This is a genomic window from Citrobacter sp. 21OH12SH02A-Citro, assembly GCF_027919895.1.
GTDB classification, from domain to species: Bacteria; Pseudomonadota; Gammaproteobacteria; order Enterobacterales; family Enterobacteriaceae; genus Citrobacter; species Citrobacter braakii.
The window spans coordinates 4,261,385-4,273,731 of record NZ_CP114801.1 but is presented as its reverse complement, the minus strand read 5'-3'; the positions used below and the strand labels follow the sequence as shown (position 1 = coordinate 4,273,731).

The 12,347-nt window shown below is 56.3% G+C and carries 10 protein-coding genes; 3 read left to right on the top strand and 7 right to left on the bottom strand.

The window, feature by feature from the left end:
* Positions 1-33: 33 nt before the first annotated feature.
* From O6D90_RS20635 to pepA, 3 genes are all read right to left on the bottom strand, one after another.
* Positions 34-2,889 (bottom strand): valine--tRNA ligase, encoded by a 2,856-nt coding sequence (locus O6D90_RS20635; RefSeq protein WP_016151504.1) that lies wholly within the window; start codon positions 2,887-2,889, stop codon positions 34-36.
* Positions 2,889-3,332 carry a DNA polymerase III subunit chi gene (holC, locus tag O6D90_RS20630; RefSeq protein ID WP_016151505.1) on the bottom strand — a complete coding sequence of 148 codons (444 nt, stop codon included), beginning with the start codon at positions 3,330-3,332 and terminating at the stop codon, positions 2,889-2,891. Before holC ends, O6D90_RS20635 begins: the two co-directional genes overlap by 1 nt.
* Positions 3,333-3,442: 110 nt before the next feature.
* Positions 3,443-4,954, bottom strand: a complete 1,512-nt coding sequence (pepA, locus tag O6D90_RS20625; RefSeq protein WP_003025870.1) for a leucyl aminopeptidase — start codon at positions 4,952-4,954, stop codon at positions 3,443-3,445.
* Between the two features lie 153 nt (positions 4,955-5,107).
* Between pepA and O6D90_RS20620 the strand changes: the two genes are divergently transcribed.
* The 3 genes from O6D90_RS20620 (at position 5,108) to lptG (ending at position 7,403) form a co-directional block, all read left to right on the top strand.
* The gene (locus O6D90_RS20620) at positions 5,108-5,158 is read left to right on the top strand and encodes a hypothetical protein (protein ID WP_212723231.1); all 51 of its coding nucleotides are present in this window, start codon (positions 5,108-5,110) and stop codon (positions 5,156-5,158) included.
* Positions 5,159-5,220: 62 nt separating this feature from the next.
* Positions 5,221-6,321 carry an LPS export ABC transporter permease LptF gene (gene lptF, locus O6D90_RS20615; RefSeq protein WP_016151506.1) on the top strand — a complete coding sequence of 367 codons (1,101 nt, stop codon included), beginning with the start codon at positions 5,221-5,223 and terminating at the stop codon, positions 6,319-6,321.
* Positions 6,321-7,403: an LPS export ABC transporter permease LptG gene (gene lptG / locus O6D90_RS20610; RefSeq protein WP_008786067.1), complete on the top strand. Its 1,083-nt coding sequence runs from the start codon at positions 6,321-6,323 to the stop codon at positions 7,401-7,403. The genes lptF and lptG overlap by 1 nt, the downstream gene beginning before the upstream one ends.
* A gap of 39 nt (positions 7,404-7,442) precedes the next feature.
* On the opposite strand, the gene O6D90_RS20605 is transcribed toward lptG, so the two are convergent.
* The 4 genes from O6D90_RS20605 to idnO form a co-directional block, all read right to left on the bottom strand.
* Positions 7,443-8,945, bottom strand: a complete 1,503-nt coding sequence (locus tag O6D90_RS20605) for a helicase HerA-like C-terminal domain-containing protein (RefSeq protein WP_016155579.1) — start codon at positions 8,943-8,945, stop codon at positions 7,443-7,445.
* A gap of 79 nt (positions 8,946-9,024) precedes the next feature.
* The gene (gene idnR, locus O6D90_RS20600) at positions 9,025-10,023 is read right to left on the bottom strand and encodes a DNA-binding transcriptional regulator IdnR (protein ID WP_016155580.1); all 999 of its coding nucleotides are present in this window, start codon (positions 10,021-10,023) and stop codon (positions 9,025-9,027) included.
* Positions 10,024-10,075: 52 nt separating this feature from the next.
* The gene (idnT, locus tag O6D90_RS20595; RefSeq protein ID WP_016155581.1) at positions 10,076-11,395 is read right to left on the bottom strand and encodes a gnt-II system L-idonate transporter; all 1,320 of its coding nucleotides are present in this window, start codon (positions 11,393-11,395) and stop codon (positions 10,076-10,078) included.
* Between the two features lie 187 nt (positions 11,396-11,582).
* Entirely contained in the window at positions 11,583-12,347 is a 765-nt protein-coding gene (gene idnO / locus O6D90_RS20590; protein WP_016151510.1) for a gluconate 5-dehydrogenase, read from the bottom strand.

Here is a 12,347-nt window from a genome sequence, read left to right as displayed (position 1 = left end):
CCGGCCTTTAATACGTGTATAACGTAACGGCAATTACAGCGCGGCGATGACCGCCTGCTGCTCAATCAGCTTCGCTTTCGCTTCCGCATAACCGTCCAGCTTCTCACGCTCTTTGGCGATAACCGCTTCCGGTGCGCGAGCAACGAAACCTTCGTTGGAAAGTTTGCCTTCGATACGGGCAATCTCACCTTCGATTTTCGCCACTTCTTTCGCCAGACGCGCCAGCTCATCTTCTTTATTGATGAGGCCAGCCATCGGGATCAGCAGCTCGGCGCCGTCGATGATTTTGGTCACGGAGACCGGACCTTTGTCATCGGCTGGCAGCACGGTGATGCTTTCCAGACGCGCCAGGTTCAGCAGGAAGCTGCGGTTATCGTTCACACGGCGCATCGCATCAGCGCTGCAACCGCGCAGCAGCAGTTCGAGCGGTTTACCTGGGGCGATGTTCATTTCCGCACGGATGTTACGTACGGCAACGATCGCCTGCTTCAGCCATTCGGTATCAGCCAGTGCGGCTTCATCAACCTGTGCGGCGTTATATTCCGGGAACGGTTGCAGCATGATGGTGTCGGCGGTAATACCGGAAATCACCTTCACGCGCTGCCAGATGGTCTCGGTGATGAACGGGATGATCGGATGCGCCAGGCGCAGCAGACCTTCCAGAACGGTGACCAGCGTATTGCGGGTGCCGCGCAGTTCAGACTCGGAACCGCCGTTCATTACCGGCTTGGTCAGCTCCAGATACCAGTCGCAGAACTGGTTCCAGGTGAATTCGTACAGAATGCCCGCGGCGATGTCGAAGCGGAAGTTGTCCAGCGCTTCGCGGTACGCTTTGATGGTCTGGTTGAATTCAGCAAGGATCCAGCGATCCGCCAGCGACAGGGTCATTTCGCCGCCGTTGAAGCCGCAATCCTGGTCTTCGGTGTTCATCAGCACAAAGCGGCTGGCATTCCACAACTTGTTACAGAAGTTACGGTAACCTTCCAGACGCTTCATATCCCAGTTGATGTCGCGACCGGTAGAGGCCAGCGCCGCCAGGGTGAAGCGCAGTGCGTCGGTGCCGTGCGGCTCGATGCCGTCCGGGAACTGCTTCTCGGTACGCTTGGCAATCTTCTCGGCCAGCTGCGGCTGCATCATGTTGCCGGTACGTTTCTCCAGCAGTTCAGCCAGGGAGATACCGTCGACCATATCCAGCGGGTCAATGACGTTGCCCTTGGATTTGGACATCTTCTGGCCTTCGTCGTCGCGGATCAGACCGGTCATGTAGACGGTCTTAAACGGCACCTGCGGCTTGCCGTTTTCATCTTTGATGAAGTGCATGGTCATCATGATCATGCGGGCAATCCAGAAGAAGATGATGTCGAAACCGGAAACCATCACGCTGGTTGGGTGGAACTGACGCAGCGCGTCGGTGTTTTCCGGCCAGCCCAGGGTAGAGAAGGTCCACAGTGCGGAGGAGAACCAGGTATCGAGAACGTCTTCGTCCTGGCGAAGCTGAACGTCGGCACCGAGGTTGTTTTCCTGACGCACTTCGTCTTCGGTACGGCCAACGTAGACGTTGCCGTCGTTGTCATACCATGCCGGGATACGGTGACCCCACCACAGCTGACGGGAAATACACCAGTCCTGAATATCGCGCATCCAGGAGAAGTACATGTTTTCGTACTGCTTCGGTACGAACTGAATGTCGCCGTTTTCAACCGCTTCAACCGCCGGTTTCGCCAGCACGTCGGCACGGACGTACCACTGGTCGGTCAGCATCGGTTCAATAACCACGCCGCCACGGTCGCCGTAAGGTACGGTCAGGTCGTGCGGTTTAATTTCTTCCAGCAGGCCCAGCGCATCAACGGCGGCAACCACCGCTTTACGCGCGGCAAAGCGCTCCAGCTTCTGGAACTCAGCCGGGATTTCATTGGAATAAACGTCGGACTCTTCGCCTTTGGTGTCGTACACTTCCGCGGTTTCACGGATGTCGCCGTCAAAGGTCAGAATATTGATCATCGGCAGGCCGTGACGTTTCCCGACTTCGTAGTCGTTAAAGTCGTGCGCCGGGGTGATCTTCACGCAGCCGGTGCCTTTTTCCATATCAGCGTGTTCATCGCCGACGATGGGAATGCGGCGGTTAACCAGCGGCAGAACAACAAACTTGCCAATCAGATCTTTATAACGCGGATCTTCCGGGTTGACGGCCACGCCGGTATCGCCCAGTACGGTTTCCGGACGGGTGGTGGCGACGACCAGGTAATCTTTACCATCAGCGGTTTTCGCGCCGTCAGCCAGCGGATAGCGGATGTGCCACATTGAGCCTTTCGACTCGCGGTTTTCCACTTCCAGGTCGGAAATCGCGGTGCGCAGTTTCGGGTCCCAGTTCACCAGGCGCTTGCCACGATAAATCAGGTCTTCTTTGTACAGGCGAACGAAGACTTCTTTCACGGCATTGGAAAGACCTTCGTCCATAGTGAAGCGCTCGCGCTCCCAGTCAACGGAGTTGCCGAGACGGCGCATCTGGCGGGTGATGGTGCCGCCGGATTCCGCTTTCCACTGCCAGATTTTGTCGATAAACGCTTCGCGACCGTAGTCGTGGCGGGTTTTACCTTCTTCAGCGGCAATCTTACGCTCAACCACCATCTGGGTTGCGATACCCGCGTGATCGGTACCGGCCTGCCACAGAGTGTTTTTACCCTGCATGCGCTGGTAGCGGATCATGGTATCCATGATGGTTTGCTGGAAAGCATGACCCATATGCAAACTGCCGGTGACGTTCGGCGGCGGGATCATGATGCAGAAGGACTCTTTGCTTTCATCGCCGTTAGGTTTGAAATAGCCCTGCTTTTCCCAGTGCTCGTAAAGCGGCTGTTCGATATCTTGTGGGTTGTATGTCTTTTCCATTATTTCCAGGTTGCCGTATTCAGGTTAAAACCAGCCACGCGGTAAGCTTTGTAGCGATCGCGTGCCGATTGTTTCAAAGAATCTTCGTAAGGGACGAAGTCTATCACTTCTGTGAAAGCGGTGGCAAAATCTGCAAAGCCAACGCGCAAACTGATAAGCAGGTCGCGCGGGCTGCTGTTGCGTTTCTCCGGCCAGGCAATTTCTACCGGTGCGCCGCCTCTGGGGCCTTCACCTGCCAGATTATGCGGAACAAAGCTTTCTGCCGGTCTTGCCCACAGGGCTTCATCCAGTCGAAGAGCCTGCTTTTCGTTTTCGCAGGCGATCAGCACGCGCTTGCCAGCACGCCAACGTTCTGCGGCAATTTCACACACCAACTGCTCGACGGCGCTTAAGCCATCGTGTTGCGTGTCATTGTCCAGAAGATAGAAAGTTGCGTTTCTCATATATGGGGCTTCTTCTGGTGAATTTAAATGCGTTGCCATGATGCACAACCGTAGGCCGGATGGCGTTGCGCTTATCCGGCCTACGGGTCTTATTGCTTGTGCTTACCGCCTTACTCTTCGCCGTTAAAACCGGCACGATTGAGCAGGAACTGCGACAGCAGCGCCACCGGACGACCGGTTGCGCCTTTGGCTTTCCCTGAACGCCATGCGGTACCGGCGATATCGAGGTGCGCCCAGTTGTACTTACGGGTAAAGCGTGACAGGAAGCAGCCCGCGGTAATGGCGCCGCCAGGACGTCCGCCGATGTTCGCCATATCCGCAAAGTTGGACTCTAGCTGCTCCTGGTATTCATCGCCCAGCGGCAAACGCCACGCGCGGTCGCCAGCCTGTTCGGACGCACCGATCAGCTCATGCGCCAGCGGGTTGTGGTTCGACATCAGGCCAGTGATGTGATGGCCCAGCGCAATCACGCACGCGCCGGTCAGGGTTGCGACGTCAATCACCGCTTCTGGCTCAAAGCGCTCGACGTAGGTTAATACGTCGCACAGGACCAGACGGCCTTCGGCATCGGTATTGAGTACTTCAACGGTCTGACCAGACATGGTGGTCAGCACGTCGCCTGGGCGATACGCGCGGCCACCTGGCATGTTTTCGCAGCCTGCCAGCACGCCGACGACGTTGATTGGCAGTTGAAGCTCGGCCACCATGCGCATCACGCCATATACTGCTGCCGCGCCGCACATGTCGTATTTCATCTCATCCATGCCTTCGGCAGGTTTGATGGAGATACCGCCAGAGTCAAAGGTTAACCCTTTACCGACCAGCACGATCGGACGTGCGTCTTCGGATGGATTGCCTTTGTACTCGATGACCGACATCAGCGACTCATTCTGCGAGCCGTGACCGACGGCCAGATAAGAGTGCATGCCCAGCTCTTTCATCTGCTGCTCGCCGATCACGCGGGTTACAACATTTTTGCTGTAGCTGTCTGCCAACTGGCGCGCCTGAGAGGCAAGGTAGGCGGCGTTACAGATGTTCGGCGGCATGTTGCCGAGATCTTTTGCCGCTTTAATGCCGGCGGCGATCGCCAGACCGTGCTGGATCGCACGCTCACCGCTGGTCAGTTCCCGGCGGGTCGGTACGTTGAAGACCATTTTACGCAGCGGTCGACGCGGCTCGCTTTTGTTGGTCTTCAGTTGATCAAAGCTGTACAGCGTTTCCTGTGCCGTCTCAACGGCCTGACGCACTTTCCAGTAGTTATTGCGCCCTTTGACGTGCAGCTCAGTCAGGAAGCAGACGGCTTCCATTGAGCCAGTATCATTCAGCGTATTGATGGTTTTCTGAATGACCTGCTTGTACTGGCGCTCATCAAGCTCGCGCTCTTTGCCACAACCAATGAGGAGAATTCGCTCAGACAGAACGTTAGGAACATGGTGCAGCAACAGGGTTTGACCTGGTTTGCCTTCCAGTTCGCCACGACGCAGCAGTGCGCTGATGTACCCGTCGCTGATCTTGTCGAGCTGCTCTGCAATCGGAGAGAGACGGCGTGGTTCAAAGACACCCACGACGATGCACGCACTCCGCTGTTTCTCCGGGCTACCGCTTTTTACACTGAACTCCATGCACTACGCTCCTGAATCTTAAAGACAACGGCGGTGGCTACGGATAGAATTGCAAGCTTTCGTAACTCATACCCGCTGTTGCGGTGACTTCGTGTTAATCTTAACGTTATTACGGCATTGGCACGTCAGAACAATTTCTGAGAGGTGGATCCGTTGAGTATAATGATCTTAGCGACGATTTCGACGACTCAAGAGAATAAATGACGTTTAAGCCATGAAACAAGCTAAATTCCGGCAAAAGACGGGTTTTTACGGGCGTATTTAAAGTGATAATCATAAGATATCTGGTTCGGGAAACGCTCAAAAGCCAACTTGCGATCCTATTCATCCTGCTTTTGATCTTCTTTTGTCAAAAGTTAGTCAGGATCCTTGGTGCGGCAGTTGACGGTGATATCCCGGCGAATCTGGTGCTCTCGCTGCTGGGGCTGGGCGTGCCAGAAATGGCGCAACTTATCTTGCCATTAAGCCTGTTCCTCGGGCTGCTGATGACGCTGGGCAAACTGTATACCGAAAGTGAAATTACGGTCATGCACGCCTGCGGGCTGAGCAAGGCTGTCTTAGTGAAAGCGGCGATGGTGCTGGCGCTGTTTACCAGTATTATTGCGGCGGTCAACGTGATGTGGGCCGGACCGTGGTCCTCCAGACATCAGGACGAAGTCCTGGCGGAGGCGAAAGCAAATCCCGGTATGGCGGCGCTTGCTCAGGGGCAATTCCAGCAGGCGACTAACGGCGGTTCGGTGCTGTTTATCGAAAGCGTTGACGGCAGTAACTTCAATGATGTGTTCCTCGCGCAAATCCGCCCGAAAGGTAACGCCCGGCCTTCGGTGGTGGTAGCGGACTCCGGTCATCTTACCCAATTGCGCGATGGCTCTCAGGTCGTGACGCTGAACCAGGGGACGCGTTTTGAAGGGACCGCGCTGCTGCGCGATTTCCGCATTACCGACTTCCAGAATTATCAGGCGATTATCGGTCATCAGGCCGTGGCGCTGGATCCAAACGATACCGACCAGATGACCATGCGTACGCTATGGACGACCGACACCGATCGCGCCCGTGCGGAGCTGACCTGGCGTATCACGTTAGTATTCACCGTATTTATGATGGCGCTGATGGTTGTACCGCTGAGCGTGGTTAACCCGCGTCAGGGTCGCGTACTGTCCATGCTGCCAGCAATGCTGCTTTATTTGCTGTTCTTCCTGGTTCAGACATCGCTGAAGTCGAATGGCGGCAAAGGCAAGCTGGATCCGGTGTTCTGGATGTGGACGGTTAACCTGGCGTATCTGGCGCTGGCGATTGTGCTTAACCTCTGGGATACGGTGCCGATGCGCCGCTTACGTGCCCGTTTTATGCGTAAAGGAGCGGTATAATGCAGCCTTTTGGTGTACTTGACCGCTATATCGGTAAAACCATTTTCACCACCATCATGATGACGTTGTTCATGCTGGTGTCGCTCTCCGGGATCATCAAGTTTGTCGACCAGTTGAAAAAAGCCGGGCAGGGGAGCTACGATGCGATGGGCGCCGGGCTGTATACCCTGCTCAGCGCGCCGAAAGATATCCAGATCTTCTTCCCGATGGCGGCGCTGCTGGGTGCTTTGCTGGGGCTGGGCATGCTGGCGCAGCGCAGTGAACTGGTGGTCATGCAGGCTTCTGGCTTTACCCGTATGCAGGTGGCGTTGTCGGTGATGAAAACCGCGATTCCGCTGGTGCTGCTGACGATGGCCATCGGCGAATGGGTGGCGCCGCAGGGCGAACAGATGGCGCGTAACTACCGTGCGCAGCAGATGTACGGCGGCTCGCTGCTCTCTACCCAGCAAGGTTTGTGGGCGAAAGATGGCGATAGCTTTGTCTACATTGAGCGGGTGAAAGGTGACGCCGAGTTAGGCGGAATTAGCATCTACTCCTTTAACGACAAGCGCCGTTTGCAGTCCGTCCGCTATGCCGCAAGTGCGACGTTTGACCCGGAGCAGAAGGTCTGGCGTTTGTCGCAGGTGGATGAATCCAACCTGACCGATCCGAAGCAAATCACCGGCTCGCAGACGGTGAGCGGCACCTGGAAAACCAACCTTACACCCGACAAGCTCGGCGTCGTGGCGTTGGATCCTGATGCGCTCTCGATTAGTGGTCTGCATAACTACGTGAAGTACCTGAAGTCGAGCGGCCAGGACGCCGGACGCTACCAGCTCAATATGTGGAGCAAAGTCTTCCAGCCGCTGTCTGTGGCGGTAATGATGCTGATGGCGCTGTCGTTTATCTTTGGTCCGCTGCGTAGCGTCCCGATGGGCGTGCGCGTGGTGACAGGGATTAGCTTCGGCTTTGTGTTCTATGTGCTGGACCAAATCTTTGGCCCGCTGACGCTGGTGTACGGCATTCCGCCGATTATCGGCGCGTTGCTGCCAAGCGCCAGCTTCTTCCTGATAAGCCTGTGGCTGATGCTGCGTAAGTCCTGATATTCGCCCCTCCCGCTGTGCGGGAGGGGCGCCTTCTTGCTAGCGTTTTCTCCCCCCCATCAAACTCCCCAACATGCCGCGGATTATCTGATTGGTGACCTGCCGCGCCGCGCTTTTCGCCACGCTCTGTACCACGCCATCGCGCTTGCCGCCGCGCGGTCCGGTGCTGCCAAACAGAATATCCTTCAATCCACCGAGAATACCGCCGTCCACATCGATCTCTTTACCGTTGGCGGGAGGTGTATTTTGCTGCTCGGTGCTGGCCTGCACGCCTTGCTGTAAACGCTCATAGGCGGACTCGCGGTCTATCTGTTCTTCATATTTACCGTACAGCGAGGAGTGATTAATCAGCCCGTTGCGCTCGTCATCCGTCACCGGTCCCATCCGCGAGCACGGCGCAATCACCATTGCTCGTTCAACCACCGACGGGCTGCCTTTGGCGTCCAGAAACGACACCAGCGCCTCGCCGGTTCCCAGTTCCTGAATGGCTTTTTCGGTATCAAATGCCGGGTTGGTGCGCATGGTTTGCGCGGCGGTTTTCACCGCTTTCTGATCCTTCGGTGTAAACGCGCGCAGGGCGTGCTGCACGCGGTTCCCCAACTGACCGAGCACGTTGTCCGGAATATCTGACGGGTTTTGCGAGACGAACCACACGCCGACCCCTTTCGAGCGGATCAGGCGGATCACCTGTTCGATTTTATCCAGCAGCACCTGCGGGGCGTCGTTGAACAGCAGGTGAGCTTCATCGAAGAAGAACACCAGTTTTGGCTTCTCCAGATCGCCTGCTTCCGGCAGCTGTTCGTACAGTTCGGAGAGCATCCACAGCAGGCTGGCGGCGTACAGTTTGGGCATCTGGTAGAGCTTCTCTGCGCTGAGGATGTTGATCATCCCTTTGCCGCTGGCGTCAGTTCGCATCCAGTCTTTGATGTCCAGCATCGGTTCGCCAAAGAAGTGCGCCGCCCCCTGTTGCTCCAGCGACAGCAGTCCACGCTGGATTGCCCCGACCGAGGCGCTGCTGATATTGCCATATTGATTCTGGAAGGATTTGGCGTTATCGCCGATGTACTGGGTAATGGCTCGCAGGTCTTTGAAATCGAGCAGCAGCAGGCCCTGGTCATCGGCAATGCGGAAGATAATATCCAGCACGCCGGACTGTACGTCGTTGAGGTTCAGCAAACGGGCCAGCAGCAGCGGGCCGAGGTCAGATACCGTGGCCCGCACGGGGTGACCTTTTTCGCCGAAGATATCCCACACCGTGACCGGATTAGCATGCGGTTGCCAGTCGGTAATGCCGATATTTTTCAGGCGGGCGAGCAGCTTTTCAGAGGCCTGCCCTTCCTCGGCCACGCCGGTTAAGTCGCCTTTCACATCGGCCATAAATACCGGTACGCCAATTTCAGACAGCGATTCGGCCAGCTTCTGTAGCGTGACGGTTTTACCGGTCCCGGTCGCGCCGGTAATCAGTCCGTGACGGTTGGCCATGCCTGGCAGTAAAAACAGTTCGGTGTCCGGCGTGCGGGCAATTAGCAGGGGTGTGCTCATTGAGATTTCCTCCATTTATCTTGCCTGGAGTATAGGCAATGTCCATCAAAGAGAGTATGCGATGGCCAGAGAAAATGACTTAAAGCGTATTGCCGTGATAAATCTGGTACCCCAAATCCACGGTGTTGTGGTTATGGTCGTTGTTCTTGATTTTGCTCAGCAACATCTGCGCTGCCATGCGGCCAATGTCAAAACGCGGGGTGATCACGCTGGCGAGGCTTGGGATCATCTGCCTGCCCATTTCCAGCCCGTGAAAACCGGCAATCGAGATCTGTTCCGGAACGGCCAGATCGCGCTCGCGGCACAGCAGCAGCGCGCCCATCGCAATATCGTCGTTGGTGCAAAAAACGCCGTCTAAATCCGGATGCGCGGCGAGCGCGTCCCGCATCATCTGGGTGCCGAGATGGATGGACGAAATAGAACGCGGATTGACGCGCAGCGGCACCAGATCCCGGCGCGTCATGGCATCGCAATAGCCGCGATAGCGCTGTTCATCGCGGACGTCGTCTTTCGAACCGAGATAGAGGATTTTGCTCCGCTGGCGTTTATCCAGCATGGTGCTGACCATATCAAACGCCGCCTGACGGTTATCGAAGCCTACTTCCATGTCCAGACGATCGCCCTGAATATCCATCAGCTCCACCACCGGAATGTTGGCTGAACGCAGAAACTTCACCGTGCGCAGGGTGTGATATTTCTCGGACAGGATAATGCCGTCGATATTATACGACAGCAGATTGATCACCGACTCTTCCTCGGATTCCCGGTCGTAATTGTAGTTGGCGATCAGCGTCTGATAGTTATGATCCGAGGTGACCGACTCAATGCCGGCCAGAATGTCAGCGAACAGCTGGTTTTGAAACGAGGGGATCAGCACGCCAAGCGTATAGCTTTGCGCATTCAGCAGCATCGCGGGCGCGCGGTTGGGGATGTAATTAATCTCCTCCATAATCTGCGCGATGCGTTCGCCGGTTTCCTTTGCGACCTTTTTTGGCGAGCGAATGTAGCGGCTCACCGTCATTTTGGTCACGCCCGCCAGCGTGGCGATGTCTTGCAAAGAAATTCTGTGGTTCCTCATTTTCTCTCCAGTGCCGGGGAGCGCGGATCTGTGCTCCCCGGTGATGACCGTCTTAATGCAGAATGGCGTTCAGCGCCAGAACCCCCAGCAGCCCCATAATGGAAATCAGCGTCTCCATTACCGTCCAGGTACGCAACGTTTCCCCGACGCTGAGATTAAAATAGCCTTTAAACAGCCAGAATCCCGGATCGTTAACGTGGGAGGCAATCACGCTGCCCGCGCCGGTAGCCAGCACCATCAGCGCCGGGTCGGCATGAGTGACGTTGATAATCGGCAGCACCACGCCTGCGGTGGTGATCGCCGCCACGGTGGCTGAACCGAGCGCGATACGCAGCAAGGCGGCGACCGTCCAGCACATCAGCAGCGGAGAAAGCGACGTGCCGGTCATCAGGTGCGAGATATATTGCCCCACGCCGCTGTCGACCAGAACCTGCTTAAACGCGCCGCCCCCGGCGATGATAAACACAATCATCGCAATCGCACCGATAGAGTCGCCAATGATATCCATAATTTGCTCGATCGTACGTCCGTTACGCCGACCAAGGGTAAAAATGGCGAGCACGATAGCGATAAACAACGCGACCGCAGGGTTACCGATAAACTCAAAGAACACCCGTACGCTGTTGGTTTTCGGCAGCGTGATTTCGCACACTGCGGCGACCGCCATCAGTATGACCGGGATTACTGCGGCAAAGATACTGTTCCAGAACGACGGCATCTCTTCTTCGGTGAACAGATGCGGGTTGAATAACCCTTCCGGCGGCGCTTTCTCAAAGCGGGTCAGCAGCTTAGAAAACAGCGGCCCGGCAACAATCACCGTCGGGATAGTAATAATAAAGCCGTACAGCAGGGTGGTGCCGAGATTAGCCTCGAAAATGGTGGCAATCGCGGTCGGCCCCGGATGCGGCGGCAGAAAACAGTGGGTCACGGACAGCGCAGCTACCATCGGGACGCCAACATACAGCAGCGGCAGGCCGGAAGAGGCCACCACCGTAAACACCAGCGGCAGCAGCAGAACAAAGCCGACTTCGAAAAACATCGCCAGACCCACCACCAGACCGGTGATCACCAGCGCCCACTGCACGCGTTTCTTACCAAACGTGCCAATCAGCGTGGTGGCGATGCGCTGAGCCGCGCCGGTATCGGAAATCAGCTTACCGAGCATTGCGCCGAAGCCAAGGATCATCGCCAGACCGCCGAGCGTCCCGCCGATCCCATTTTGTATTGAGTGCAAAACGGCCTGGGCATCCATCCCTTCGGCAAAACCGACGACCGCCGCCACCAGGACCAGAGCAATAAAGCCGTTAACTTTAAAACCAATCATCAGGACCAGGAGCAGCGCGACGCCTGCCGCAATTATTATTAATGGCATAATCGTTTCTCTTATATCCCCGTCATACTTCAAGTTGCAGGTGTGTTGGCTGCGCTCACTCACCTGAATCACTTACTCAAGTAAGCTCATCGGGTTCATTCACTTGCCGCCGTCCTGCAACTCGAATTATTTAGGGGGGGCCAAAAATGCAGCGCCTGGGCGCTGCGTGATGTTGCGTTGTGTTGTATCAGACGGCGACCAGCATGCCGCCATCGACAAACAACAGGTGCCCGTTAACAAAATCGGATGCTTTGGAAGAGAGGAAGACCGCCGCGCCAATCAGCTCCTGCGGATCGCCCCAGCGCGCGGCTGGCGTACGTTTGCACAGCCAGGCGGTGAAGGCTTCATCCTCGACCAGCGCTTTGGTCATCTCGGTTTTGAAGTAGCCCGGTGCGATACCGTTGACTTGGATATTGTGGCGCGCCAGCTCAACGCACATACCGCGGGTGAGCATTTTCACCGCGCCTTTCGAGGCGGCGTACGGCGTGATGGTGTCGCGGCCCAGCTCGCTTTGCATGGAGCAGATGTTGATGACCTTCCCGGCCTGACGTTCCACCATGCGACGCGTTACTGCCTGCGAGACCAGGAACACCGCCGTCTGGTTAACGGCAATCACATCGTTCCAGTCCTGCTCCGGGAACTCGGTAAACGGATGGCGGCGCTGAATACCGGCGTTATTCACCAGCACATCGATTGGGCCAATGTCTTTTTCGATATGGTCGATGGCGGCATCAATGTCCTGTTTCTGCGTAACATTGAACGGCGCGGCAACGGCGCGGATCCCTTCCTGTTGCAGTTTGGCGACGGCAGCCTCCGCGCGCTCCGGCGTAATATCATTGACGATAATCTGCGCGCCATATTTACCCAGCCCGGTCGCCAGTAAATAACCAATACCCTGGGCCGAACCGGTGATCAGAATATTTTTGCCATCCAGTGAAAAAAGATCGTTCAT